The organism is Pseudomonas sp. LRP2-20, assembly GCF_024349685.1.
In the GTDB taxonomy this organism is placed as follows: Bacteria; Pseudomonadota; Gammaproteobacteria; order Pseudomonadales; family Pseudomonadaceae; genus Aquipseudomonas.
The window spans coordinates 5,836,924-5,861,094 of sequence record NZ_AP025944.1 but is presented as its reverse complement, the minus strand read 5'-3'; the positions used below and the strand labels follow the sequence as shown (position 1 = coordinate 5,861,094).

General features: G+C 63.4%; 26 protein-coding genes. 15 read left to right on the top strand and 11 right to left on the bottom strand.

The features are described from left to right. Positions 1–165 precede the first annotated feature (165 nt). Positions 166–2,178: a DUF4034 domain-containing protein gene (locus OCX61_RS26390; protein ID WP_261942011.1), complete on the top strand. Its 2,013-nt coding sequence runs from the start codon at positions 166–168 to the stop codon at positions 2,176–2,178. Between the two features lie 68 nt (positions 2,179–2,246). On the opposite strand, the gene OCX61_RS26385 is transcribed toward OCX61_RS26390, so the two are convergent. Beyond that, positions 2,247–2,510, bottom strand: a complete 264-nt coding sequence (locus OCX61_RS26385) for an accessory factor UbiK family protein (RefSeq protein WP_008091866.1) — start codon at positions 2,508–2,510, stop codon at positions 2,247–2,249. A 375-nt stretch (positions 2,511–2,885) separates the two neighbouring features. On the opposite strand from OCX61_RS26385, the gene glnK reads away from it, so the two are divergent. The 5 genes from glnK (at position 2,886) to OCX61_RS26360 (ending at position 6,645) form a co-directional block, all read left to right on the top strand. Beyond that, positions 2,886–3,224: a P-II family nitrogen regulator gene (gene glnK, locus OCX61_RS26380; RefSeq protein WP_002555808.1), complete on the top strand. Its 339-nt coding sequence runs from the start codon at positions 2,886–2,888 to the stop codon at positions 3,222–3,224. A gap of 47 nt (positions 3,225–3,271) precedes the next feature. Continuing rightward, positions 3,272–4,606, top strand: coding sequence for an ammonium transporter (locus tag OCX61_RS26375; RefSeq protein ID WP_261942010.1), 1,335 nt, complete (start codon positions 3,272–3,274; stop codon positions 4,604–4,606). Positions 4,607–5,033: 427 nt separating this feature from the next. Next, positions 5,034–5,363, top strand: a complete 330-nt coding sequence (gene sutA / locus OCX61_RS26370; RefSeq protein ID WP_261942009.1) for a dormancy-specific transcriptional regulator SutA — start codon at positions 5,034–5,036, stop codon at positions 5,361–5,363. Between the two features lie 149 nt (positions 5,364–5,512). Continuing rightward, complete coding sequence (locus tag OCX61_RS26365) at positions 5,513–6,187, top strand: hypothetical protein (RefSeq protein WP_261942008.1); 675 nt, start codon at positions 5,513–5,515, stop codon at positions 6,185–6,187. Next, the gene (locus OCX61_RS26360) at positions 6,184–6,645 is read left to right on the top strand and encodes a hypothetical protein (protein ID WP_261942007.1); all 462 of its coding nucleotides are present in this window, start codon (positions 6,184–6,186) and stop codon (positions 6,643–6,645) included. Before OCX61_RS26365 ends, OCX61_RS26360 begins: the two co-directional genes overlap by 4 nt. Positions 6,646–6,723: 78 nt before the next feature. On the opposite strand, the gene OCX61_RS26355 is transcribed toward OCX61_RS26360, so the two are convergent. The 6 genes from OCX61_RS26355 to lptM are packed head-to-tail and all read right to left on the bottom strand — an operon-like array spanning position 6,724 to position 11,334. Further along, positions 6,724–7,419 carry an HAD family hydrolase gene (locus OCX61_RS26355; RefSeq protein WP_261942006.1) on the bottom strand — a complete coding sequence of 232 codons (696 nt, stop codon included), beginning with the start codon at positions 7,417–7,419 and terminating at the stop codon, positions 6,724–6,726. Beyond that, positions 7,416–8,315, bottom strand: a complete 900-nt coding sequence (gene xerC / locus OCX61_RS26350; RefSeq protein WP_261942005.1) for a tyrosine recombinase XerC — start codon at positions 8,313–8,315, stop codon at positions 7,416–7,418. The genes OCX61_RS26355 and xerC overlap by 4 nt, the downstream gene beginning before the upstream one ends. Then, complete coding sequence (locus OCX61_RS26345; protein ID WP_261942004.1) at positions 8,315–9,019, bottom strand: DUF484 family protein; 705 nt, start codon at positions 9,017–9,019, stop codon at positions 8,315–8,317. Before OCX61_RS26345 ends, xerC begins: the two co-directional genes overlap by 1 nt. Before the next feature lie 13 nt (positions 9,020–9,032). Then, positions 9,033–9,863, bottom strand: coding sequence for a diaminopimelate epimerase (dapF, locus tag OCX61_RS26340; protein ID WP_261942003.1), 831 nt, complete (start codon positions 9,861–9,863; stop codon positions 9,033–9,035). A gap of 4 nt (positions 9,864–9,867) precedes the next feature. Then, entirely contained in the window at positions 9,868–11,115 is a 1,248-nt protein-coding gene (gene lysA / locus OCX61_RS26335) for a diaminopimelate decarboxylase (RefSeq protein ID WP_261942002.1), read from the bottom strand. Between the two features lie 9 nt (positions 11,116–11,124). After that, on the bottom strand, positions 11,125–11,334 hold the full coding sequence (gene lptM / locus OCX61_RS26330) for an LPS translocon maturation chaperone LptM (RefSeq protein ID WP_261942001.1): 210 nt from the start codon (positions 11,332–11,334) through the stop codon (positions 11,125–11,127). Between the two features lie 218 nt (positions 11,335–11,552). Between lptM and cyaY the strand changes: the two genes are divergently transcribed. The 3 genes from cyaY (at position 11,553) to rnk (ending at position 12,642) form a co-directional block, all read left to right on the top strand. Next, entirely contained in the window at positions 11,553–11,885 is a 333-nt protein-coding gene (gene cyaY / locus OCX61_RS26325; RefSeq protein WP_261942000.1) for an iron donor protein CyaY, read from the top strand. Position 11,886: 1 nt separating this feature from the next. After that, positions 11,887–12,099 carry a DUF1289 domain-containing protein gene (locus OCX61_RS26320; protein WP_261941999.1) on the top strand — a complete coding sequence of 71 codons (213 nt, stop codon included), beginning with the start codon at positions 11,887–11,889 and terminating at the stop codon, positions 12,097–12,099. Between the two features lie 132 nt (positions 12,100–12,231). Then, complete coding sequence (rnk, locus tag OCX61_RS26315; protein ID WP_261941998.1) at positions 12,232–12,642, top strand: nucleoside diphosphate kinase regulator; 411 nt, start codon at positions 12,232–12,234, stop codon at positions 12,640–12,642. Positions 12,643–12,774: 132 nt separating this feature from the next. Here rnk and OCX61_RS26310 read toward each other — a convergent pair whose 3' ends face one another. The 3 genes from OCX61_RS26310 to OCX61_RS26300 form a co-directional block, all read right to left on the bottom strand. Then, positions 12,775–15,639 carry a class I adenylate cyclase gene (locus OCX61_RS26310; RefSeq protein ID WP_261941997.1) on the bottom strand — a complete coding sequence of 955 codons (2,865 nt, stop codon included), beginning with the start codon at positions 15,637–15,639 and terminating at the stop codon, positions 12,775–12,777. 211 nt (positions 15,640–15,850) lie between these two features. Then, on the bottom strand, positions 15,851–16,096 hold the full coding sequence (locus OCX61_RS26305) for a TIGR02647 family protein (RefSeq protein ID WP_261941996.1): 246 nt from the start codon (positions 16,094–16,096) through the stop codon (positions 15,851–15,853). A 69-nt stretch (positions 16,097–16,165) separates the two neighbouring features. Beyond that, complete coding sequence (locus OCX61_RS26300; RefSeq protein ID WP_261941995.1) at positions 16,166–16,465, bottom strand: hypothetical protein; 300 nt, start codon at positions 16,463–16,465, stop codon at positions 16,166–16,168. Positions 16,466–16,613: 148 nt separating this feature from the next. On the opposite strand from OCX61_RS26300, the gene OCX61_RS26295 reads away from it, so the two are divergent. Continuing rightward, entirely contained in the window at positions 16,614–17,276 is a 663-nt protein-coding gene (locus tag OCX61_RS26295; protein WP_261941994.1) for a glutathione S-transferase, read from the top strand. A gap of 134 nt (positions 17,277–17,410) precedes the next feature. Here OCX61_RS26295 and argH read toward each other — a convergent pair whose 3' ends face one another. Further along, positions 17,411–18,805, bottom strand: coding sequence for an argininosuccinate lyase (argH, locus tag OCX61_RS26290; RefSeq protein ID WP_176509181.1), 1,395 nt, complete (start codon positions 18,803–18,805; stop codon positions 17,411–17,413). Between the two features lie 309 nt (positions 18,806–19,114). Between argH and OCX61_RS26285 the strand changes: the two genes are divergently transcribed. From OCX61_RS26285 to OCX61_RS26265, 5 genes are all read left to right on the top strand, one after another. After that, a complete protein-coding gene (locus OCX61_RS26285; protein WP_261941993.1) occupies positions 19,115–19,858 on the top strand; it encodes a LytR/AlgR family response regulator transcription factor in 744 nt (247 codons plus the stop codon). A gap of 177 nt (positions 19,859–20,035) precedes the next feature. After that, complete coding sequence (gene hemC / locus OCX61_RS26280; protein ID WP_261941992.1) at positions 20,036–20,977, top strand: hydroxymethylbilane synthase; 942 nt, start codon at positions 20,036–20,038, stop codon at positions 20,975–20,977. Next, entirely contained in the window at positions 20,974–21,756 is a 783-nt protein-coding gene (locus OCX61_RS26275; protein ID WP_261941991.1) for a uroporphyrinogen-III synthase, read from the top strand. Before hemC ends, OCX61_RS26275 begins: the two co-directional genes overlap by 4 nt. A gap of 31 nt (positions 21,757–21,787) precedes the next feature. Beyond that, positions 21,788–22,888, top strand: coding sequence for a uroporphyrinogen-III C-methyltransferase (locus OCX61_RS26270; RefSeq protein ID WP_261941990.1), 1,101 nt, complete (start codon positions 21,788–21,790; stop codon positions 22,886–22,888). Next, complete coding sequence (locus tag OCX61_RS26265; protein WP_261941989.1) at positions 22,885–24,123, top strand: heme biosynthesis HemY N-terminal domain-containing protein; 1,239 nt, start codon at positions 22,885–22,887, stop codon at positions 24,121–24,123. The genes OCX61_RS26270 and OCX61_RS26265 overlap by 4 nt, the downstream gene beginning before the upstream one ends. The last annotated feature ends 48 nt before the right edge of the window (positions 24,124–24,171 follow it).

Here is a 24,171-nt window from a genome sequence, read left to right as displayed (position 1 = left end):
CGACTTTGTTTTGCATACCAGTTTTTTACCTGCCTTTTCACATGATCTGACAACTTCTGGATCCAATATCTTTGCGAAGAGCCCGGCTATGGCTTAGTGTTCAAGAGCGACTGTTGTTGCCATTGGATGGCAGCACAACCCTGAAATGGACTTAAGGTACTGCCCGTGCAAACGCTCATTCGCACCCGCCAGCAGATCCGAGAACGGGTGCAGGCCAATGAATTCGCTGAACTCAACCGCTTGTTCGATGCGCTCCAGGCGCAGTGGCGGCAGGCGCCTCCCGGTGAGTGTCCCGCCTACCTTGAGGCTGTGCAGGGCTACATGCTCGATTGCGACATGCAGGGCGCCAAGGCCCTGACGCAAACCCTCAAAAACTGGATCGACGCCTGCCCCAAGGCCTATCACCCGCAGGTGGTGATGGGGTTTCACTGCTTCAGCCACGCCTGCCAGATCCGTGGGCAGGTTGGCTCCCATGACGTTTCCGAAGAACGCTGGCTGGCTGCCGAACAGGCCTGCGAAAAGGGCGCGGCGCATTTCCTGCGGGCCATGGAGCGCTGCGAGCAACCGGTTGCCGCAGTGATCGGCATGCTGCACATCAGCGCGTACTTGCGCGAACCCGGCTGGTTGGTCGAACTGTTCGCAGGCCAGGTGGCGCGCTATCGGCCCAGCGCACATGCCGATGTGGAAGTGCAGGAGGCCGCTGCGCCGCTATTGGTCAGATGCGGCCTGACCCCCTTGCAGACGCTGCCGCAAACATTGCCTGCAGGGTTGAGCGCGCGTTTGCATGAGCAGGGCGAAAGTGCCTGGGATTATTGGCTGCGCCATGCGCTGGCGTGGTTTCCCGGCTGCTTCGAGGCGATCGAGGCCTATGCCACTTACCTGACCCCACGCTGGGGCGGCAGCGATCAGGCGGTCGACGCCCTGGCCAGTGGCCCGCTGTGCCACGGTTGGCCCGAAGCACAGCGCAATGCGATTCGCTGGCTGGCCCTGGAAGACACCTTCTGGCTGCCGCATGCCAAGCAACTGCCACAGGTCGCGAGCTGGCAAGGAACCTTTGCCCAATGGGCCCAGCGCGAACTCAGGCCCAAGGAACGCGCTACGCTGCTGGCCCGGCGTGGCGCCTTGCGGCGCTATTCGATGCATGATTACGACGGAGCGATGCGCGACTTTGTCGACAGTGTCGCGCTCTACCCTGACCATGGCTTTGTTCCGGCCATTGGCGAGCCTTTCCATAGCCTTGTGTGCCTGGTGCTGTTCCACGAGGCTGAGGACGATTCGCAGGTATTGCGCACCGTCATCGAGCGGCTGTCCGACGACCATCGCCAGGCGGCGGCCTGTGCACTGCGGGCTGCGGGGCATCAGTTCGGGCTTTGGGGCTTTGGGCGGTCTGCCGAGCAGGCAAGCACGTGGTTGCATTTGGCGGTCAGGCGCCAGTGCGGGCGCGAGGGGCAGGGCTTCGAGGTGCTCGATGTGCCGCGCCTGCTCTGGGCGGCCAACCTGCATGAGGCCGCGCATTTCCTGTATGAGGGCTGTGCGGAGCTGAATCTGCCGGATGCTGCCATCGCGCTGTACGATCTGCATCGCGGCTGGCTGGACAACACCCCCGAGCAGTATCTGAGTGGCAAGATGGCCGAGCACTGGCTGCTGCGCGCGGCGGAGTCTGGCCACCCGCTGGCCAAGTTCGACCTGGCCCGCCAGCGGATGAGCCTCCCGCAAGGGCTGGAAGACCGAAAGGCGGTGCTGGCGGTGAAGCGGTTGTTGCTCGATGTCCTGAACCATCCACACATCCATGCCAAGGCGCAATTGCAGCTGGGCATCCTGCTACGCCAGCACGGTGATGCGCGAGAGCGTGTCGAAGCGGTCGACTATCTGCAGGGGCTGGCCGAGCACCCTGATGCCTGGATTGCAGCGCGTGCCTGTGCGGAGCTCGGGCTGGCCTGGATGCAGGGGTATGGTACGCGCAAACAGAGCCGCTTCGCGGCAATCGAATGGGCCAATCGCGCGGTTGCGTTGCAGCCGAGCGATCCGCTCATCGAAGCAATACAGGCCGAGATCCGCAACTCCCACAGCCGGGTGAAAACGTTGTTCACCGTGTGTGGGGCAGCGTTATTTCGTGGCACCCTGCAGGCCTGCGAGCTACCGCCCAAGGCCGTTGGTCAGCACAGGGCTTCGGCCTGATTGAAGTCAGGGCAGCCACGGCTTTCATGGATTGGCGCCGGGGGTGAAATGTGACGCCTTATCGATTGTTATTCCTGTGCTGCTGGCGCCATCCGCGCTTCCAGCTCGGCGACTTGCTTCTCCAGGGCCTCAAGCCGGGCGCGGGTGCGCGCCAGCACGACCATCTGGCTGTCGAATTCTTCACGGCTGACCAGGTCCAGCTTGCTGAAGGCGCCTTGCATCAGCACCTTGAACTGGCTTTCCAGTTCGGCGCGAGGCTGCGCGGTATCGCTGCTGAACAGGCGCGAGGCCTGGTCGCTCAGGGCGTCGAGAAGGGCTTTGGGCGCGAGCATGTCGGGCTGTCCACTGATGCTGAGAAATGGCCCGCAGTGTAACACGGGGCAAAGCCGTGCCATCGACCCCAATGGTTGCACATTTTTCGAGCAACTCGCCGGGCTCGAATGCACCGAAGTTGTGCATGTTTTCCATGCTGGCGACTGGCCAATCCCGACTGATTCACATAACTCGCTGTTTTCCGGTGGTTTAGCGGAACTGGCAAGGTTTCTGCAAAGACCTGTACGAGCCATGCACTGATGCAGTTCCTTGTGACCAGGCAGTGCGCACGCGGAGCCGGATGCCGACGACGCGTTACAAAGCCAACCGCTGCGCTTAGACTTGAGACGGGTTTGTTTTCCTGGGGCAAGTCCACCAAATCGGGAGAGAGTTTCATGAAGCTAGTCACAGCCATCATCAAGCCGTTCAAGCTGGACGACGTGCGCGAGTCGCTGTCGGAAATCGGCGTGCAGGGCATTACCGTCACCGAAGTCAAAGGTTTCGGCCGGCAGAAGGGCCACACCGAGCTGTATCGCGGCGCGGAGTACGTGGTCGACTTCCTGCCCAAAGTGAAGATCGACGTCGCCATCGACGACAAGGACCTTGATCGAGTGATCGAAGCCATCACCAAGGCGGCCAACACCGGCAAGATCGGTGACGGCAAGATCTTCGTGGTGAATCTGGAGCAGGCGATCCGCATCCGTACCGGCGAAACCGATACCGACGCGATCTAAGCGCCGAAAAAAGCCTCACCAAACCCAACGCCCCAGGAGAAAACAACATGACTCTGCGTAAGATCGCAGGGCTAGGAGCCCTATTGTCCCTCGTAATGCCCGGGCTTGCCCTGGCAGAGGAAGCAGCTGCCCCAGCGCTGAACTCCGGCGACACCGCCTGGATGCTCACCTCGACAGCGCTGGTGCTGTTCATGACCATTCCGGGCCTGGCCCTGTTCTACGGCGGCATGGTGCGTTCCAAGAACGTGCTGTCGGTGATGATGCAGTGCTTCGCCATCACTGGCCTGATCAGCATTCTCTGGGTCATTTACGGCTACAGCATGGCCTTCGATACCACCGGTATGGAAAAGGGCGTGCTCAACTTCAATTCCTTCGTAGGCGGGTTCTCCAAGGCGTTCCTCAGCGGCGTCACGCCTGCGAATCTGACCTCGGCCACCGCACTGTTCCCTGAAGCGGTGTTCATCACCTTCCAGATGACCTTTGCCATCATCACCCCGGCGCTGATCGTCGGTGCCTTTGCCGAACGCATGAAGTTCTCGGCGATGCTGGTGTTCATGGGCATCTGGTTCACCCTGGTCTACGCACCGATCGCCCACATGGTCTGGAGCGGTGACGGCGCGCTGCTGTGGGACTGGGGCGTGCTCGACTTCGCTGGCGGCACTGTGGTGCATATCAACGCTGGTATCGCTGGCCTGGTCTGCTGCCTGGTCATGGGCAAGCGCAAAGGTTACCCGACCACCCCGATGGCCCCGCACAACCTGGGCTATACCCTGATGGGCGCGGCCATGCTGTGGATCGGCTGGTTCGGCTTCAATGCCGGCTCCGCCGCCGCCGCCAACGGCACTGCCGGCATGGCCATGCTGGTGACCCAGATCGCCACCGCCGCCGCTGCGCTGGGCTGGATGTTCGCCGAGTGGATCGGCCACGGCAAACCGAGCGCCCTGGGCATCGCCTCGGGTGTGGTCGCCGGCCTGGTCGCCATCACGCCGGCTGCCGGTACCGTGGGCCCGATGGGCGCCCTGGTGATCGGCCTGGCCTCGGGCGTGATCTGCTACTTCTGCGCCACCACTCTCAAGCGCAAGCTGGGCTATGACGACTCCCTCGACGCTTTCGGCGTGCACGGTATTGGCGGCATCATCGGTGCCATCCTCACTGGTGTGTTCGCGGCACCGGCCCTGGGCGGCTTCGGCGCGGTCACCGACATCGGCGCCCAGGTCTGGGTCCAGGCCAAGGGTGTGATTTTCACCGTGGTCTACACCGCCATCGTCACCTACGTGATCCTCAAGGTGCTGGATGTGGTGATGGGCCTGCGGGTCAACGAAGAAGAAGAGTCGGTCGGCCTCGACCTGGCTCAGCACAACGAACGCGGCTACAACCTGTAACCGCGACGCTGGAAAAACTTGCCCGGTTCGCCGGGCATTTTTTTGCCTGTTTTTTACCTTTTCCCGCAGAGCAAACGGTTTATCTCTCACGTTCGCGACGTAGGCCAAAAACTTACAAGTCTCAGGGCATTTATGGAGCTTTGCTTTTTCCACGAGCGCGCTAGAATGCGCGCCGAAGGGTGTTTGATGAGCAGTCCACACGCTTCGCCAGCCTTTGCTAGGCTTGCCAATAGCGAGTGGCCAGCAGGGCTCTAGAATCTTGTCAGGTCCTGCCAGGAGCAGGGCCTGCCAGGTCCGCCTCCCAACAGGAGTGCCGACCCAAGGGCAGTGGCCAATCCACGGCCAGTTGAATTTTCACCGGTGACGGCCGGTCTACGGCTGCACCGGTCTATAACTAACCTGCTTTTCGCAAGTCATGAGGTAGAACATGAGCGACGACGATCTGGAAAATGATGACCTCGAAGTAGGCGACGAAGACGAAACCGATGACGGCCTTGAAGCGGCCGCCGATGATGTTGCCGAAGACGCTGGCGATGACGACAGCAGCCCGGCTCCCGCTGCCAAGGGCAAATCCAAGGCGGCTGTCTCGGTAGACGAGATGCCGAGCATGGAAGCCAAGCAGAAGGAACGTGACGCCTTGGCCAAGGCCATGGAAGAGTTCCTCGCCCGCGGTGGCAAGGTGCAGGAAGTCGAGGCCAACGTGGTCGCCGACCCGCCCAAGAAGCCGGACAACAAGTACGGCAGCCGCCCTATCTGAGTGGCTGGATGCAAAAGAGCCCGCCGTCGCTGCGGGCTTTTTTGTGGGCGCTGAGTAAGTAATGGAAATTTCCTACATTAGAAAAAGACGCGTCTGCTAGATGTTTTTTGCGCCGCCGGGCAAGCATCGTGCTTCAGCCTGGAGGATTTATGGACAAATTGGTTCGTCGTTGTGAACTGCGCAAGGAAGACCTCCCGAAAGTGGAGGACCCTTTCTTTGCTGAGTCAAAGGTAAAGCGTGCTCTGCAGTGCGGAGGGTATCTACGCGGAGAGGTTGAATTTCTGAGGGATTGTGGCATCACTCTCGTGCAGCAGCTCTCTGAGCAAGATCTTGAGATAGCACTAAAAGAAATTAGAAGCGGCCGTTGGTTGTTTTTGACCAGCGAGCCTTTCAGGCCCATGAGGTTAGATGGCCAAATAGGAGCGACACAGTGCTTTCCTGGCTCTGATTATCTGGATCGGCAGGCTGAAAGGAAAAAAGGTCCGGGTAAGTGGCGCACTATCGACATCGATTATGACGGGTTGAAAAATACATTCGCCATGCTGCAGAACCGCCTTGGCTCGCTAGGTGACGAGGGTCGTATCTTCGGCTCGGAAGGAAAGGATTATGACAACACCTCCCGTGTCGTGACCCAGCAGTGGGTTCCCCTCGATAGTCATGATGATCATCTGGTATCACGATCTGTCGTTCACCGCTACGGCGAATTACGGGCTATCACACAACGCTACTTTGAAGGAGAGGATAAGTGGCAGGTCAGTGGTAAGTCTTGGCATTGGCAGCCAGTTCTTCCTTTTGAAACCTACGAACACCGGGAAAAGAAATGAAGCCCGGAGGACGAAAAACGGAGCGTTGGGCATTGCGATTATGGGGTGGGCTGGATGCCCTTTCTTTGCTCCTCTACGTCGTGGCCAGCATACGACGTGGGCATCTGCCTTTCGTTACTGATCTGCATAACCTGCTGAGCTTTCTGGATGAGCAAGGTTTCGTCACCAGTGTGCTGGTGGTCATGAATTTGGTGCTGCAAGTTTCGATCATTCTCAGTGCCGTGCTTTTGCTTGGTGGCAGAACGGCTGGTGTGTATCTGGGGCTTGCGCAAATTCCCTTGAGGCTGCTCTTCGCTACGCCGTCGCTCTCTGTACTGTTGATCTGGGCCAGTCTTGTACCTGATTATGACCCGTGGTTGATGCTTGGTCTGATAGGGATTTCAGAGCTGAGCAAGGGAGGTACGTCATGGTGGTGGCTGCGTCGCCAGCGATCGCATCACCGGGCAGCCGGCAGTTGAACAGTCTAGCCCGCTGTCGCTGCGGGCTTTTTTGTGCCTGGGGGATTTGGGTTGCCTGTGCCCGCGAAGCGGCCCCTCTCAGCGCCAGCGTGCGAGGACGTCGGGTAGCTGAGAGAGGCGCTGTATTTCGGCATCCGGCGCCTGATCACCAGCCCAGGCCTTGCCCTGCGGATTGAACCATACCGCTCGCAACCCGGCCCGCTGGGCTCCGGCGATGTCGTCGCCCGGGTGGTCGCCGACATGCACCGCTGCACTGGCTTCAACCTCACCCCGCTTGAGGGCCTCCATGAACGGTGCCGGGTCGGGCTTGCCGATGCCCAGGTCCTCCGCACACAGGGCAAAACGGAAGTAATCCGCCAGCCCCAGGCGGCGGATATCGGCGTTGCCGTTGGTGACCACGCCCAGGGTGTAGTGATGGCGCAGGATCTCCAGCACCGGCTGCACCTCGGGGAACACCTCGATCTGGTGGCGGGCATGCAGGAACACTTCAAAACCTTCGTTGGCAAGCTCCTGCGCCTGTTTTTCGCTGTAGCCGACTTCCTCCAGGGCGTGGAACAGTACACGCCGGCGCAGGGCGCTGATGCGGTGCTTGAGGCCCGGTTCGGCCTGCACCAGGCGTTCGCGTATGGCGAACAGGTGCTCCACCGGCACGCCGCCGAGGATGGGTGCGTTGGCTTCGAGCCAGTCGCGCAGCACGACCTCGGCACTGGCAATCACGGGCGCGGTGTCCCACAGGGTGTCGTCGAGGTCGAAGGTGATCAGCTTGATGCTCATGAGTCTGTGCCTTTGCTGCGTTTGGCCCGAGGGTGGGCGCTGTCGTACACCGCGGCCAGGTGCTGGAAGTCCAGGTGGGTGTAGATCTGCGTGGTGCTGATGTCGGCATGGCCGAGCATTTCCTGCACCGCGCGCAGGTCCTGGGACGATTCCAATACATGGCTGGCGAAGGAATGGCGAAGCATGTGCGGATGCAGGTGCTGGCCCAGCTCGCGCTCGCCAGCGGTCTTGACCCGCAGCTGGATGGCCCGCGGGCTCATGCGGTTGCCTTGGCGGGTGATGAACACCGCGCTGTCACGCGGGCCGCCGATGCCGCGCAGTTTGAACCAGGCCTGCAAGGCTTCACGGGCCTTGCGGCCGACCGGTAGCACGCGGGTCTTGCTGCCCTTGCCGATCACCTGCACCAGGCCAGCAGCCAGGTCGAGCTGCTCGAGGTCGAGGTTGTTCAGCTCGGACAGGCGCAGGCCAGAGGAGTAGAAGAGTTCGAGGATGGCTTGATCGCGGCGGGCGATGAAATTGTCGTCGACACCGCCATCGAGCAATTGCAGGGCGCGGTCGGTGTCCAGCACCTTGGGCAGCCGGCGTTCGCCCTTGGGCGCGCTCAGGCCGCTGGCCGGGTCGTGCTGGCACAGGCCTTCGCGGTTGAGGTAGCGGTACAGGCCGCGCACTGCCGACAGCAGCCGCGCCAGGCTGCGCGACGACTGGCCATGATGGTGCAGGCGGGCGATCAGCTGGCGCAGCTGCTGGATCTGCAGCTCAGCCCAGCCAGCGATGCCTTGGCTGTTGCAGTATTCGATGACCTTGTCGAGGTCGCGGCGGTAGGCCAGCAGGGTGTGTTCCGACACCTGGCGCTCGTTGCGCAGGTGTGCGCAATAAGCCTCCAGCTGGCGTTCCATCAGCGCACCGGACGCAGGGTCTGGGTCACGCGCGGCACCACGCGGCCGAGCACTTCGGCGATATAGCCGAGGAACAAGGTACCGACGCTGCTCTTGTAGTGCTGCGGGTCACGGCTGCCGATCGCCAGCACGCCATGCAGCCCCTGGTATTCCAAGGCTGCAACCGCACTGGAGCCGACTTCCTGCTGCTGCTCCTTGCCGAACAGGAAGGCCAGTTCGTGCTCGCGCAGGTTGCCGCTGATGGTCTTGCCGCCGCCAAGCAGGCCGCCGATGGCTTGCTGGGCTTCGGCATTGCTCACCCAGCGGCCGACGGGCGCGGCGTTGTCGCCGAACAGGATCAGGCTGACGAAAGGCACCTGGAACTCCTGGCGCAGGCTGTCTTCGACGGCCATCACCACTTCTTCCAGGCTGCCGGCATCGAGCAGGTCGAGGATCAGCCGACGGGTCTTGTCAAACAGCCGGTCGTTGTCACGGGCCACGTCCATCAGTTGCGACAGGCGATGGCGCATCTCGATGTTGCGGTCGCGCAGCAGCTTGAGCTGGCGTTCCACCAGCGACACGCTGTCGCCGCGCTGGTGGGGGATGCGTTGCTCGATCAGCAGCTCGTCGTGCTCGGCGAAGAAGGTGGGGTGGGCGCGCAGGTAGGCGACCACCGCTTCGGCGTCGAGCTCATCGGGCTGCTGGGATACTGGCTGATCGGTCATGGCGGTTACTCGCTTAGAGACGAACCTGTCCTTCGAAGACGCGTACGGCTGGGCCAGTCATCAGCACAGGCTTGCCGGGGCCGGCCCATTCGATGTTAAGGCGGCCACCCGGCAGGTCGAGGGTCACCGGAGAGTCCATCCAGCCCTGGCTGATGGCGGCCACGGCTGCGGCGCAGGCACCGGTGCCGCAGGCCTGGGTCTCGCCGGCGCCACGTTCCCATACCCGCAGGTTGGCGCGATGGCGGTCGATGACCTGGAGGAAACCGGCATTCACCCGCTGCGGGAAGCGCGGGTGGTTTTCGATTTTCGGGCCCAGCTCATGGACCGGCGCGGTGTGCACGTCATCGACGCGCAGCACGGCATGCGGGTTGCCCATGGACACGGCGGCAATCGAATGCACCTGGCCGTCGACTTCCAGCGAGTAGTTCAACGCCTGTTCGTCGGCAATGAACGGGATTTCTGCCGGGACGAAGCGCGGCGGGCCCATGTCGACACACACCTGGCCGTCGTTCTGCACGTCCAGTTCGATGATGCCGCCCTTGGTCTCCACGCGGATGCGCTTCTTCGCGGTCAGGCGCTTGTCCAGCACGAAGCGGGCGAAGCAGCGCGCACCGTTGCCGCACTGCTCGACCTCGGAACCGTCGGCGTTGAAGATCCGGTAGCGGAAGTCCACTTCCGGATTGCTCGGCGCCTCGACGATCAGCAGTTGGTCGAAGCCGATACCGGTGTGGCGGTCACCCCATTGCTTGGCGTGCTTGGGCTGGATGTGTGCGTGCTGGCTGACCAGGTCGAGGACCATGAAGTCGTTGCCCAGCCCATGCATCTTGGTAAAGCGCAGCAGCATGGGGTCACTCCGGCAGCAGGCTTTCGCCAGCGTACAGTTCGGCGATGGTCTCGCGGCGGCGGACTTCGAAAGCCTGGTCGCCGTCGACCAGGATTTCCGCGCAACGGCCACGGGTGTTGTAGTTCGAGCTCATGACAAAACCATAGGCGCCCGCCGACTGCACGGCCAGCAGGTCACCCTCGGCCAGGTTCAGCACGCGGTCCTTGGCGAGGAAGTCGCCGGTTTCGCAGATCGGCCCGACCAGGTCGTAGGCACGGCCTTCGCCAGCACGCGGGGCGACTGCGCTGACACCCATCCAGGCCTGGTACAGGGCCGGGCGGATCAGGTCGTTCATCGCCGCGTCGATGATGGCGAAGTCCTTGTGTTCGGTGTGCTTGAGGTATTCCACGCGGGTCAGCAGGGCGCCGGCGTTGGCCACGATGTAGCGGCCAGGCTCGAACACCAGGGCCAGGTCGCGGGTGCCGACACGCTCGCGGATGGCCTTGATGTAGTCGGCCACCAGCGGCGGCTCTTCGTCGCGATAGCGCACGCCAACACCGCCGCCCAGGTCCAGGTGGCGCAGGTGGATGCCGCACTCGGCCAGGCGGTCGACCAGGGCCAGCAGGCGGTCGAGGGCATCGAGGAACGGGGCGACGGTGGTCAGCTGCGAGCCGATGTGGCAGTCGACACCGACCACGTCCAGGTTCGGCAGCTGCGCGGCGCGCACGTAGATGGCTTCGGCGTCGGCGATGGCGATGCCGAACTTGTTCTCTTTGAGGCCGGTGGAGATGTACGGGTGGGTGCCGGCATCGACGTCCGGGTTCACGCGCAGCGAGATCGGGGCAATCTTGCCCATCTCGGCGGCCACCACTTGCAGGCGTTCGAGCTCGTCGGTGGATTCGACGTTGAAGCAGTGCACGCCGACTTCCAGGGCGCGGCGCATGTCTTCGCGGGTTTTGCCGACGCCGGAGAACACCACGCGATCGGCCCGCCCGCCCGCGGCCAGCACACGCTCCAGCTCACCGCCGGAAACGATGTCGAAGCCCGCGCCCAGGCGCGCCAGAACGTTCAGCACGCCGAGGTTGGAGTTGGCCTTGACGGCGAAGCAGACCAGGTGCTCGGTGCCTTGCAGGGCATCGGTGTAGCTGCGGTACTGGGCTTCGATATGAGCGCGCGAGTACACGTAGGTCGGGGTACCGAAACGTTCGGCGATGGCCGAGAGGGCCACGCCTTCCGCGAACAGTTCACCGTCGCGGTAGTTGAAAGCGTTCATCTGATTTCCTTACTGCGCAGGCGTCTGCTCGGGCTGGATTGGCTGCTCTTCTTGCGGCTGGACCGCAGGCGCGTGCTGGTGCTGGTGCTGGTGCGACTTTTTCGGGCCTTTGCCGTCCTTGCCGTCTTCTGGCAGGTACAGGGGGCCCTTCTGACCGCAGGCCGAAACAAGGCAGGCAACCGCGACCAGCGCCGCGAGCGAGGAAATCAGGCGCTTCATGGGTGAAATCCTTTGAAATATGCAGTATTGCGCCCGAGTATACCGAGCGACCGGCGGATTGCCTATGCAAGAGCCGGTCCGTCGGGCGGGCTATGCTTAAGTGCTCTCGCCGCAGCTATGGGGCCAGTGCCGGGAGCGGCTAAACCTTTGCATTCATGGCCCGGCGCCCGTATCTTGCCCGGCTTGCCCGTAAAGCAGCCAATTTCGAGGTTCCTGCAATGAGTTTGAGCGAAGCGCGTTTCCATGATCTGGTCGACGCGACCCAACAGGCCCTGGAAGACCTGTTCGACGAGAGCGGCCTGGACCTGGACATGGAAAACTCCGGCGGCGTGCTGACCGTCAAGTTCGAAGGCGGCGCCCAGCTGATCTTCAGCCGCCAGGAGCCGCTGCGCCAGCTGTGGCTGGCCGACCGATCCGGCGGCTTCCACTTCGACTACGACGAAGAAAGCGGCAAGTGGGTGTGCGAGAAGAGCGAAGAGCTGCTTGGCGAAATGCTCGAGCGCATCGTCTGGGAACGGGCCGGCGAGAAGCTGGACTTTGACGAAATCTGACATGACCAGCCAGACGCGGCCGCCCAAGCCGCTGTACAGCAACGTCAGCCCGGCGGTGCCATCACCCTGCATCAGCGTCTGCCGGCTGGATGAGCAGCGGGTGTGCACCGGCTGCCACCGGCATGTCGAGCACATCCGCGAATGGCGCTCAGCCGACGACGAACGGCGCCGGCAGATCTGCCGCGAAGCCGAGGCCCTGCGCGCGCGGGCTTGAGTATTTGCCCGGCTGTGGTAGTGTCGGGTTAAGCGTCGGTGACGCAAAAGCATTCACAAACCCCGCCCTTGGGCGGGGTTTTGCTTTATCTGCCTGCAGGAAACCGCCTGTTCAAAGGAGTCTGACTGGATCATGAGCACCAAGCCTTCCCTCATCCTCACTCGATTGGACGTACAGCGTCTCGAGCGCCTGATCGACAGCCTCGATGAAAGCACGCCGGGTGTGCTTGCCTTGCAGGAGGAGCTGGACCGTGCCGGTCAGGTGGTCGGTCACGAGGAAGTGCCGGCCGGCGTGGTGACCATGAACTCGCGCGTGCATTGCCGTGAGCAAGCCAGTGGCAAGGACTACCACCTGACCCTGGTGTACCCGAAGGATGCAGGGGGCGAGGGCAAGGTCTCGATACTCGCACCGATCGGCTGCGCGCTGCTGGGCTTGTCGGTGGGTGAGCAGATCGACTGGCCGGCACCGGGGGGCAAGACCCTGAAGCTGAAGTTGCTGGAAGTCGAATACCAGCCAGAAGCGGCTGGCGATTTCGACCTCTGAAATCCCCGGGACCGCTTCGCGGCCCATCGCCGGCAAGCGCGGCTCCCACAGGTATGGTGCACGGCTTGGGTTAATGCGATCGGTGTGGGAGCTGGCTTGTCGGCGATGGGCTGCGAAGCAGCCCCAAGATCTTCAAGGCTCCAGAGCAGCCTGCAACTGCGCCAGTCCATCATTCAGCGCCTGCTCCAGCTCGCGCTTGTAGCGCAGGTACAGGCTGGTCGACCCCTGCTCATCCTCGAGCAGCTCGGACAGGTCGAGGTCGGTGATGTAGCAGCGGTAGTGCCCGGCACTGCGGCGCTGGCCAAGGATCTGCCGGGCGACCACTTCATACAGCTGGTCGCCATGCTCCAGTTCGGAAAACTCCTGCTGGTCGCAATACAGCGTCACATGCACATCATCCCCCGTACCGGCCTGCAGAATGGCCTGAACTTCGTAATAAGGTTGGTCGAGGCCAGCGCTGGGCGCCGGGCGGGGCTCGATGCTGCGTGCCTTGCCCGGCCCGGAGGGCAGCAACTGGGCATAGTGGATGCCAAGTGAAGCCTGCTGCAGATGGTCGAGCGGAAGGCGGGCATCGTGGCGCACCACCACCGAACGCAGAAAACGCTGCAACGGCAGCAACAGGTGGTTCTCGTCGTGCAGCGGCAGACGCTGCTGCCACAGGGCGTTGTACTCATCCAGCACGTACAGGTCGGCCCAGCCGTCGAGCAGACGGTAGAACACCTGGATGCAATTGCGCCGGCCGTGTTCCAGTACCAGGGGCAGGTCGTAGTCCTGCAGCGCATTGCCATCCAGGTGCAACGGGCTGTAGCGGTTGCGCACTTCGCCCAGGTGATCGAGCAGCGCGTCATGCTCGGCCAAGGTCGCCAGGCTGACCTGGCCGGGCAACAGTTCCAGCACATGGGTGTATTGCGCTACCTGCAGCAGGTAGCGGTGGTTCAGGCCCTGGTCGAGCAGCAACTGCACCGTGTCGAAGATCTCCTCGACCCGCTGGCTGATGGCCTGGGCGCGGTTGTGGCAGAAGCAGCGCACCCGAACCTGCGGGCGGTGGCGGCGCTGGCCGAGGCTGTTGAGGAAGTCACGCAGGCAGCGCAGCAGTGCGTGTTCACCGTCGTAGCGCTGCACCAGCACTTCGTTCCAGCTGTTGAGGGTGATCTGGTCGACCGTCAGCACCAGGTTCTCGCGCACGCCGGCATAGCTCAGGGAGTCAGTGCGCTCGGTGGTCATCAGGATGTTCAGGTCGCGGTGATGGCGCAGCGGGTCCACGCCGACGTTGACCAGCAGCAGGATCTCGTCAGCCACGCTCGGTTGCAGCAGGCGCTCTTCGCTGACGCTGCCCAACGGCAGCGGGATGCTCTGCTGCAGGCTGCCCAGCAGGTTGAACAGCTCGAACTCGCTGAGGTCGCTGTCGCCCGGGTGCAGGGCAATGCGCGTGGTGCTGTCGATGACGCCGTTGCGGTGGGCCCAGGTCAGCAGTTCGAGCAGCTCGCGGCAGCGCTTGATCGGGCTGAAATGCTCCCATTCGTGCACCCCCAGATTACCGTTGTACAGCCCCCAGTGATGGCTGCCAGGCTCCTTGCGGTTTGGCGACTGGACCAACGTCAAGGTGTCTTCGGCGATGTCCGGGGCAATGCCTGGGTTGATCACTTCGATCTTGCCGGCGCGGCGTTCGAAAGCCGCGTACAGGCGCCGGCCCAGGACATTCAGGTCACGCTGGTCGGCGCGGCTGCTGGCGGCCTGGCTTTGCGCGAACTGGCCGAGGAAGCGATAGCTATGGTTGAGCTCCGCTACCAGTTCACGGCGTTCGACGGCGACTTGGCGGACCTTCCATTGGCTGCGGCTGTCGAGCATGGCCAGTTGGCGTTCGTCCCAGCCCCACTCATCGGCCAGGCGCTGCAACAGCTGCCGCTGCCAGCCGTTGCTGCGGCTACGGTCCAGTCCGCTCAGCTTCTTGTTGACCTTCAGGTACAGGCTGCGCCTGACCAGTTCGAGCCGCGCGGTTTCGCCGCGTTGCTGCAGGTAGCGCTCGATACGCCGGTACACCATCACATAGGGATCGAGTTCGTCGAGGTTGAGGTGGTTGGCGAACACTGCCTGCTTGTAGTCCAGGCTCAGGCAGCGCACGGTCGGGTGCTCGCTGGCATAAACCTCGGTCAGCAGCAGCTTGAGCAGCGACTTGTAGGGCGAGTCGATGCCTTTGTACAGCTGCCACAGCCCAGCCCCGACATACTCGCCGGGCGGAATATGTGCAAGGTTGCCAAGGTCGAGGGCGTCCTGGTTGCGGATGAAGCGCTTGGACAGCAGGGTCTGGGTATAGGCCTGATAGTTGTGCTCTTCATAGACCGGCACCAACCACCACAGCGGCGTGCGCCCGGCGAGCCAGATGGCGGTGCGGTAAAACTCGTCGAGCAGCAGGAAATGCTGGGTGGTGCCGCAGTCATCGGAGCTGAGCTGGCTGTCACGTTGGCCCTGAGCGAAGCTTTGCGGGTCGATCAGGAAGAAATGCGCCTCGGCGCCCTGGCTGGCCGCCCAGGCTTCCAGCAGCAGGCATTTGCGCCGCAGTTCATCGCGTTCGGCCTCACTCAAACCGGGGGCATGGCACACCCACAGGTCCATGTCGCTCTGTTCGGCTTGGGCCAGTGAGCCAAGGCTGCCCATCAGGAACAGGCCGTGGATCGGGCGTGGCGGGTTGCCATGGCGCGCCTTGTAGGCAAACGAGCGAGCCAGGCGCTGGGCGTCGGCGACCTGTTCGGCATCCGGCTCGAAGCCCGCCACCCCGGCCGGTGTGGCACCAGAAACGTAACCGGGCAGCAGCGGATGGTTGACGTGGAACAGCAGCGGCAGCAGGGTCAGGACCAGCTGCTGGCGGCTCGACAGGCCCTCCATTGCACGTTCGAGCCGGCATTGGTTGATGTGCAGGAAGCGCGCACGCAATGTCGCCAGCACCTTGCGGTCGATGCCTTCGTCCAGGTCAGGGCGGATTTCGTGGGGGTGGTTCATTGCACACTCAGGGCGGGCCGGGGGAGCTGTGGGCGAGTTTAGCCTGAGTGGGGCAGTCGGATAAGCGGAATATGGATTATTGGCGCCATTTTTCTATCGCCTGTTCTGGCCCTTTCGCGGGCCAGCCCGCTCCCACAAGTACCGCGCCATACTTGGGGGGCGGTGTAAAACCTGTGGGAGCGGGCTTGCCCGCGAAGAGGCCGGTGTGGGTTTATGCGGGCTGTGGGGATTTGAGGATGTTCAGCAGCAGTTGCACGCTTTCTACCGCATCATGCCCCAGGCTGGTCAGGTAACCGCCATCGGGTTGATCGGTCAGTTGCTTGTCGTACAGCCGTTGCGCGGCGGCGACCAGGGCAGGGGAGGCGTTGGCGTGAATCTTGATCCCTTCCTGGCTGCTGTCCAGGTTGAACAGGGCGAGCACTTCCAGTTCGGCGATCAGCTCGGGGGTAAAGGACATGGCGACTCCTGACTTCCAGACGAGGATGGCGGCACCGCCAGCGGTGCCTGACCCTGGAGTGTAGCCGGGTTATTCGTCGTCGCCTTGATCTGCCTCAGGCGGCAGTTCGGGCAGGGCGCGCAGGGCGGCCTCGTACCACTCGCCGTTGAACGGGCGGTCATCCTTGAGCATGTTGTCGATCTCGATGGCCAGCACGTGGGCCATGAGGTTGAGGATGTCTTCGCGCTCGTAGCCGACCAGGGTCAGCTTGTTGAAGGTGGCCTTGGCCGCTGGCGGCTCGCCGCTTTCAATCTGGTTTTCGATGGCCTCGGTCAGCGTCGCCTCGGCGAAGGCTTCGTCGTCATTGTCGATTTCGTCGTGCTCGCTCATGGCGGTACTCCTGTGGTGGGGACGCACAGTTTGCCATGCCCGCGTCAGCAATGCCCGGTCATTGACCGGGTGCATGACGCTGGTCAGGCATCGGCGTACGGTCTATAACAGCCGAGCCATCCCCACACGGCCTGGAGGCTGTAACCCCATGCTCAAGCTTCACGGATTCTCGGTCAGCAACTACTACAACATGGTCAAGCTGGCCCTGCTGGAGAAAGGCCTGCCTTTCGAAGAAGTCGCCTTCTACGGCGGTCAGGCGCCGCAGGCGCTGGCAGTCAGCCCGCGCGGCAAGGTGCCGGTGCTGGAAACCGAACACGGGTTCCTCAGCGAGACCAGTGTGATCCTCGACTACATCGAGCAGACCCGCGGGGGCAAGGCGCTGCTGCCTGCCGACCCGTTCGAGCAGGCCAAGGTGCGTGAACTGCTCAAGGAAATCGAGCTGTATATCGAATTGCCGGCGCGTACCTGCTATGCCGAATCGTTCTTCGGTGCGGCGGTGGAGCCGCTGATCAAGGAGCGGGCGCGTAGCGAACTGCTGGCGGGCTTTGCCACGCTCAAACGCAATGGGCGCTTTGCCCCTTATGTGGCGGGCGAGGAGCTGACGTTGGCCGACCTGATGTTCTGCTTCTCGGTCGATCTGGCCTATGCGGTGGGCAAAAAGGTGCTGAATATCGACTTCCTGGCAGACTTCCCTGAGGCGAAGGCGTTGCTCGAGAAAATGCGCGAGAACCCGCACATGGCGAAAATCGTGGCGGACAAGGAGGCGGCGATGCCGGCCTTCATGGAGATGATTCGTAGCGGCAAGCGCTGAATGACCGGGGGCTGCTTTGCAGCCCATTCGCGGGCGCGCCCGCTCCCACATGAATTGTGCATTGCCTGAGCCTTGCACCATACCTGTGGGAGCGGGCTTGCCCGCGAACGAGGGCGAAGCCCTCGCAATGGACCTTAGCGCGAAGCCAGCAGGGCCTTGCCGCGAGCGACGGCAGCACGCACCTGGGCCGGTGCCGTACCACCGATGTGGTTACGGGCATTCACCGAGCCTTCCAGGGTCAGTACGGCAAACACATCCTGCTCGATCTGGTCGCTGAACTGGCGCAGTTCGTCCAGGCTCATCTCGGCCAGGTCCTTGCCGGTGTCGACGCCATATTTCACGGCGTGGCCGACGATTTCGTGGCAGTCACGGAACGGCAGGCCGCGGCGGACCAGGTAGTCGGCGAGGTCGGTTGCGGTAGAGAAACCGCGCAGCGCCGCTTCGCGCATGATGGCGTGCTTGGGCTTGATCGCCGGGATCATGTCGGCAAAGGCGCGCAGCGAGTCGCGCAGGGTGTCGGCGGCGTCGAACAGCGGCTCCTTGTCTTCCTGGTTGTCCTTGTTGTAGGCCAGCGGCTGGCCTTTCATCAGGGTCAGCAGGCCGGTCAGGGCGCCGAAGACACGGCCGCTCTTGCCACGCACCAGCTCCGGCACGTCCGGGTTCTTCTTCTGCGGCATGATCGAGCTGCCGGTGCAGAAGCGATCAGGCAGGTCGATGAACTGGAACTGGGCGCTGGTCCACAGCACCAGTTCTTCGGAGAAACGCGACAGGTGCATCATCGCCACGCTTGCGGCAGCGCAGAATTCGATGGCGAAGTCACGGTCCGAAACGCCGTCCAGCGAGTTGCCGGCCACGGCCTCGAAGCCCAGCAGCTTGCAGGTCAGTTCACGGTCGATCGGGTAGGTGGTGCCAGCCAGCGCGGCGCTGCCCAGCGGCATGCGGTTGGCGCGCTTGCGGCAGTCGACCAGGCGCTCGTAGTCGCGGCTGAGCATTTCGAACCAGGCCAGCAGGTGATGGCCGAAGGTGACCGGCTGGGCGGTCTGCAGGTGGGTGAAGCCGGGCATGATGGTTTCGGCTTCACGCTCGGCCTGCTCCAGCAGACCCTGCTGCAGGCGGGTGATCTCGGCCAGGATCAGGTCGATCTCGTCACGCAGCCACAGGCGGATGTCGGTGGCTACCTGGTCGTTGCGGCTACGGCCGGTGTGCAGCTTCTTGCCGGTGATGCCGATGCGGTCGGTCAGGCGTGCTTCGATGTTCATGTGCACGTCTTCGAGATCGACGCGCCAGTCGAAGCTGCCAGCCTCGATCTCGCCCTGGATGGTTTTCAGGCCATCGATGATGGTGTCGCGCTCGGCATCGCTGAGCACGCCGACCTGCGCCAGCATGGTGGCGTGGGCGATCGAACCCATGATGTCGTGGCGGTACAGGCGCTTGTCGAAGTCGACCGAGGCGGTGAAACGGGCGACGAAGGCGTCGACGGGCTCACTGAAGCGGCCGCCCCAGGACTGATTGGTCTTGTCGGTGCTCATGGATTCACTCATTGCAGGCGTGAACGAAAAAGTGGCGCCGATGATAGCAGGGTTGGGCCGACTGCCGCAGGGCGTCGGTCGTCAGAAACCGCTGGAAAACATCCATAAAGGCAGGCCAGGACGATATTCAACGATTGAACGGCAGTGTTCCACGGACCGTCTACAGTTGGACAGAGGACTGGCAGCGATTCTGCCGGCTCAGTGAATCTTTGGCCTTCGTATCGGTCTAGAGCGTGACCGCAGTGTCGCTCGACCTGCTCTTGTCTACGCTATACCTGTGCGAGACTCACTCAGGAATCCAGAGCAATTATGAATGTCCTGATCGTTGATGACGAACCCCAAGCCCGTGAACGCCTCACACGGCTGATCGCTGAACTTGAGGGGTACTCCGTGCTGGAGCCCAGCGCCACCAACGGCGAGGAGGCCCTGGCACTGATCGAAAGCCTCAAGCCCGATGTGGTCCTGCTGGACATCGGCATGCCAGGCCTGGATGGCCTGCAGGTCGCTGCTCGCCTGTGCGAGCGCGAGGCGCCGCCGTCGGTGGTGTTCTGTACCGGTGATGATGAATACGGTGCGGAGGCTTTCAAGGACAGCACCCTCAGCCACGTGACCAAGCCGATTCAACCTCAGGCCCTGCGCGACGCCTTGCGCAAGGCCGAGAAGCCCAACCGTGCCCAGTTGGCGGCGCTGACCCGGCCTGGCAGTGAAGGCGGCGGCCCGCGCAGCCATATCAGTGCGCGCACGCGCAAAGGGATCGAGCTGATTCCTTTGCCCCAGGTCATCTATTTCATTGCCGACCATAAGTACGTGACCTTGCGGCACGAGGCCGGTGAGGTGCTGCTCGACGAGCCGCTCAAGGCGCTGGAGGACGAATTCGGCGAACGCTTCGTGCGCATTCACCGCAATGCGCTGGTTGCCCGCGAGCGTATCGAACGCCTGCAACGCACGCCGCTGGGGCATTTCCAGCTGTTCCTCAAGGGCCTCGACGGTGATGCCCTGACCGTCAGCCGCCGGCATGTGGCGGGTGTGCGCAAGATGATGCAAACACTCTAAGGCCGAGCCTGCATGGCAAGGGCCGCGCCCTTGTTCGCGGCTCAAGCCGCTCCCGCAGGTACAGCGCCGCCTGTAGGAGCTGCGTTGGCCGCGAAGGCCCTCACGCGGATCCACATCTGCTAGCGATGCCGGTGATGCTGTTATCATCAGCGGCATTTCTCTGGATCGGGGCGTTCCATGTCCACTCGCGAAATCCGCATTGCCACCCGTAAAAGTGCCTTGGCCCTGTGGCAGGCCGAATACGTCAAAGCCCGCCTCGAGCAGGCCCACCCCGGTCTGCTGGTGACCCTGGTGCCCATGGTCAGCCGCGGCGACAAGCTGCTCGATGCGCCGCTGGCGAAGATCGGCGGCAAGGGCCTGTTCGTGAAGGAACTGGAAACAGCGCTGCTGGACAATGAAGCCGACATTGCCGTGCATTCGATGAAGGACGTGCCCATGGACTTTCCTGAGGGCCTGGGGCTGTACTGCATCTGCGAGCGCGAAGACCCACGCGATGCCTTTGTCTCGAACAACTTCGCCAGCCTCGACGCGCTTCCGGCCGGCAGCATCGTCGGCACCTCCAGCCTGCGCCGTCAGGCCCAGCTGCTGGCACGTCGGCCGGACCTGAAAATCCACTTCCTGCGCGGCAACGTCAACACGCGCCTGGCCAAGCTCGACGCCGGTGAGTACGACGCCATCATCCTCGCCGCAGCGGGCCTGATCCGTCTGGGCTTCGAGGACCGCATCACCGCTGCCATCAGTGTCGACGACAGCCTGCCAGCCGGTGGCCAGGGGGCGGTGGGTATCGAGTGCCGCAGCGCCGACAGTGAAATCCATGCCTTGCTGGCACCGCTGCACCATGCCGATACCGCCGACCGCGTGGTTGCCGAGCGAGCCTTGAACAAGCGCCTCAACGGTGGCTGCCAGGTGCCGATTGCCTGCTATGCGGTGCTCGAAGGCGACCAGCTGTGGCTGCGTGGCCTGGTGGGCCAGCCAAGTGGCGGCACCTTGCTGGTGGCTGATGCCCGCGCGCCGCGTGCCAATGCAGAAGCCTTGGGCGTGCAGGTTGCCGAAGACCTGCTGGGCCAAGGCGCCGAGGCCATTCTCAAGGAAGTCTACGGCGAGGCCGGGCATCCGTGAGCCCCTGGCGCCTGTTGCTGACCCGGCCTGAAGAGGACTGCGCGGCACTGGCGCAGAGCCTTGCCGCTGCCGGTGTGGCCAGCAGTTGCTTGCCGTTGCTGGCCATCGAGCCAGTGGTGCTGGGTGGGGCACAGCAGCAGTTGCTGACAGGGTTGAGTCAGTGCCAGGCGATCATCGTGGTCAGCAAGCCAGCTGCCCGGCTGCTGCTCGGGCGGTTGGCAGAAGCCGGTCTGCAGCCCCCGCCGACAAGGTGGTTCACTGTGGGTGAAGCGACCGCGGCGGTGTTGCAGGCCGCCGGTCTGAAGGTGACTTTCCCTACACAAGGTGATGACAGTGAGGCCTTGCTCGCACTGCCGATCCTGCGCGAGGCTGTCGCAGTTCCTACCTCACGCGTGGTAATTGTCCGTGGCGTCGGAGGTCGCGAACTGCTGGCCGAGCGTCTTGCAGAGCAAGGTGCTAGTGTCGAATATCTGGAACTGTATCGTCGCTGCTTGCCGGAGTACCCGGCGGGCACACTGATGCGCCGCATACAAGCGGAACGCCTCAATGGCCTGGTGGTCAGCAGTGGGCAGGGTCTTGAACATTTGCAGCAGATGGCCGCCGCCGACTGGCCGCGCGTAGCCAGCCTGCCGTTGTTCGTGCCGAGCCCGCGGGTCGCTGAACAGGCCCGGGCCGCCGGGGCCCAACAGGTTGTGGATTGCCGTGGCGCGAGTGCCACGGCCTTGCTGGCAGCCGTGCAGCGCAGTGCTGCACCTGCCTCTCAAGGCGCTTCGCACTAGCGCGAGGCGCCCCCATGCAAAGGATGGATACGTGAGCGAAACTGTCTTGTCCAACAATGATCAGCCGTCGGTGCAAGAGCCGGCGCAACCCGTCACCGACAAGCCTGTAAAGCGTTCTGGCAGTGGTCTGGCCGTGCTGGCGCTGTTGTTGGGTGCGGCCGGGGTTGCAGTGGGGGGTTGGGGTGTCTGGCAGGTGCGGCAGCTGCAAAGCAGTGAAGTGAACCAGGGCCAGCACCTCGAAGCCCTCAACCAGCGCGCCGCTGCACTGCAGCAGCGTGAACAGCAGATCAGTGCGCAACTGGCCAGCCTGCCGGCGGCCAGCGAACTGGAAGACCGCCGCCGCCTGGTGGCGCAGCTGCAAGGCGACCAGCAACGTCTCAGCCAGCGTCTGGAAACCGTACTCGGCGAGAGCCGCAAGGAATGGCGCCTGGCCGAGGCCGAACACCTGTTGCGTCTGGCCACCCTGCGCTTGTCCGCGCTACAGGACATCACCAGCGCCAAGGCGCTGGTCGAAGGTGCCGACGAAATCCTCCGCGAGCAGAGCGACCCGGGTGCCTTTGCCGCCCGCGAGCAGCTGGCGCGCAGCCTGGCCACACTCAATAGCACCCAGCAGCCGGACCGCACCGGCCTGTTCCTCAAGCTCGCCGCCCAGCGTGAGCTGGTGCAGCAACTCAGCGCCCAATCGCCCGAGTTCGCCAGCAACGCCGATGCGCTTGGCGCGCTGACTGCCGATGGTGATGGGGCCAGTCGCCTGTCGCAGTGGTGGGCAGAAATCTCCAAGTACTTCCAGATCGACTTCAATGCCGACGACAATGTGCGGCCGTTGCTGGCTGGCCAGCAGCTCAACCAGCTGCGCCTGGCCCTGAGCCTGACCATCGAGCAGGCGCAGTGGGCTGCGCTCAATGGCGAGGCCAAGGTCTACAACCAGGCCCTGGATGATGCACGCAGTGTGCTGCTGGCCAACTTCAATGCTGATAACCCGCAAAGCAAGGCGATGCTCGACAGCCTCAACGCGCTGGCGGAGCAGCCTGTCTCGGTAGTGACCCCGGACCTGAGCGAAAGCCTGGCGGCGGTGCAGGCATATATCCAGCGCCGCCATCTGCCAGCCGAGGCTGAAGGGGGCAAACCATGAAGCGTGTCTACCTGTTGGCCGTACTGGCGATCGTGATTGCCGCAGCGCTGGGCATTGCGGTGGCCAAGCACAGTGGTTATGTACTGATCGCCTACGGTGGTTTCCGTTACCAATCCGGATTGTGGGCGGCACTTGCGGCGCTGGCGGGCGTGGTGGTGGTGCTGTTGCTGCTGCGTTACCTGGTCGGCCTGGTGCTGACCTCCAGTGGCGTGGTCAACCCGTGGTCGCGGCGCAACCGCAGCCGCCGCGTGCGGATCGCCATCGAACAGGGCCAGCTGGACCTGGCCGAGGGCCGCTGGGCCAGCGCTCAGCGCCACCTGCATCGTGCTGCCGAGGCTGAGCGCCAGCCACTGCTGTATTACCTCGGCGCCGCCCGCGCCGCCAATGAACAGGGGCGCAAGGAGGACAGCGACAACCTGTTGGAGCGTGCCTTGGAGCGTCAGCCCCAGGCCGAGCTGGCCATTGCCCTGACCCATGCGCAATTGCAGATGGACCGCGGCGAGCGCGATGCTGCGCTGGAAACCCTGCTGGCCATGCAGGAGCGCCACCCCCATAACACCCAGGTGTTGCGCCTGTTGCAGCGCCTGCACCTGGAGCGTGGCGACTGGTCGGCGCTGATTCGCCTGCTGCCGGACCTGCGCAAGGGCAAGGTGTTGCCGGCCGATGAGCTGGCCGCGCTGGAAAAGCGCGCCTGGGGCCAGAACCTTGGCCTGGCGACCACCCGTGGCGAGGATTCGCACAGTGCCCGTCAGGCCCTTGAGCTCGCCTGGCAGCAGTTGACCGCAGCCCAGCGTCAGGAGCCGCAACTGGTGCTGGCCTATGCCGAACAGCTGCGCCAGGTCGGTGCCCAGGGCGAAGCCGAGCAGGTGCTGCGCACTGCGCTCAAGCGTGAGTACGAAAGCCACCTGGCTCGCCTGTATGGCCTGGTCCGCGGTGATGACCCGGCGCGTCAGCTACAAACCGCCGAAGGCTGGCTGAAGGCCCATCCCCAAGACCCGAGCCTGTTGCTCACCCTGGGTCGACTGAGCCTGCAGAACCGCCTGTGGGGCAAGGCGCGTGACTATCTCGAAAGCAGCCTGCGCATGGAGCGTAATCCGGAAGCCTGTGCCGAACTGGCGCGCCTGCTTGCCAGCCTGGGCGAAACCGAACGCAGCAATCAGCTGTTCGAGGAAGGCCTGGGCCTGCTCGATGAGCGTCTTCTGGCACTGCCGTTGCCTGAGGGCGCGCGCGCCTGAACGCCCATGAGCCCGCGCCAGTGCGCGGGCTCATGGGGCCGGTAACTT

Bases quoted from the DNA above. Each gene is read 5' to 3' on its own strand.
- OCX61_RS26385 (WP_008091866.1), bottom strand. From the start codon at position 2,510: ATGCTCGCGCCCAAAGCCCTTCTCGACGCCCTGAGCGACCAGGCCTCG.
- glnK (WP_002555808.1), top strand. From the start codon at position 2,886: ATGAAGCTAGTCACAGCCATCATCAAGCCGTTCAAGCTGGACGACGTG.
- OCX61_RS26375 (WP_261942010.1), top strand. From the start codon at position 3,272: ATGACTCTGCGTAAGATCGCAGGGCTAGGAGCCCTATTGTCCCTCGTA.
- sutA (WP_261942009.1), top strand. From the start codon at position 5,034: ATGAGCGACGACGATCTGGAAAATGATGACCTCGAAGTAGGCGACGAA.
- OCX61_RS26365 (WP_261942008.1), top strand. From the start codon at position 5,513: ATGGACAAATTGGTTCGTCGTTGTGAACTGCGCAAGGAAGACCTCCCG.
- OCX61_RS26360 (WP_261942007.1), top strand. From the start codon at position 6,184: ATGAAGCCCGGAGGACGAAAAACGGAGCGTTGGGCATTGCGATTATGG.
- OCX61_RS26355 (WP_261942006.1), bottom strand. From the start codon at position 7,419: ATGAGCATCAAGCTGATCACCTTCGACCTCGACGACACCCTGTGGGAC.
- xerC (WP_261942005.1), bottom strand. From the start codon at position 8,315: ATGGAACGCCAGCTGGAGGCTTATTGCGCACACCTGCGCAACGAGCGC.
- OCX61_RS26345 (WP_261942004.1), bottom strand. From the start codon at position 9,019: ATGACCGATCAGCCAGTATCCCAGCAGCCCGATGAGCTCGACGCCGAA.
- dapF (WP_261942003.1), bottom strand. From the start codon at position 9,863: ATGCTGCTGCGCTTTACCAAGATGCATGGGCTGGGCAACGACTTCATG.
- lysA (WP_261942002.1), bottom strand. From the start codon at position 11,115: ATGAACGCTTTCAACTACCGCGACGGTGAACTGTTCGCGGAAGGCGTG.
- lptM (WP_261942001.1), bottom strand. From the start codon at position 11,334: ATGAAGCGCCTGATTTCCTCGCTCGCGGCGCTGGTCGCGGTTGCCTGC.
- cyaY (WP_261942000.1), top strand. From the start codon at position 11,553: ATGAGTTTGAGCGAAGCGCGTTTCCATGATCTGGTCGACGCGACCCAA.
- OCX61_RS26320 (WP_261941999.1), top strand. From the start codon at position 11,887: ATGACCAGCCAGACGCGGCCGCCCAAGCCGCTGTACAGCAACGTCAGC.
- rnk (WP_261941998.1), top strand. From the start codon at position 12,232: ATGAGCACCAAGCCTTCCCTCATCCTCACTCGATTGGACGTACAGCGT.
- OCX61_RS26310 (WP_261941997.1), bottom strand. From the start codon at position 15,639: ATGAACCACCCCCACGAAATCCGCCCTGACCTGGACGAAGGCATCGAC.
- OCX61_RS26305 (WP_261941996.1), bottom strand. From the start codon at position 16,096: ATGTCCTTTACCCCCGAGCTGATCGCCGAACTGGAAGTGCTCGCCCTG.
- OCX61_RS26300 (WP_261941995.1), bottom strand. From the start codon at position 16,465: ATGAGCGAGCACGACGAAATCGACAATGACGACGAAGCCTTCGCCGAG.
- OCX61_RS26295 (WP_261941994.1), top strand. From the start codon at position 16,614: ATGCTCAAGCTTCACGGATTCTCGGTCAGCAACTACTACAACATGGTC.
- argH (WP_176509181.1), bottom strand. From the start codon at position 18,805: ATGAGCACCGACAAGACCAATCAGTCCTGGGGCGGCCGCTTCAGTGAG.
- OCX61_RS26285 (WP_261941993.1), top strand. From the start codon at position 19,115: ATGAATGTCCTGATCGTTGATGACGAACCCCAAGCCCGTGAACGCCTC.
- hemC (WP_261941992.1), top strand. From the start codon at position 20,036: ATGTCCACTCGCGAAATCCGCATTGCCACCCGTAAAAGTGCCTTGGCC.
- OCX61_RS26265 (WP_261941989.1), top strand. From the start codon at position 22,885: ATGAAGCGTGTCTACCTGTTGGCCGTACTGGCGATCGTGATTGCCGCA.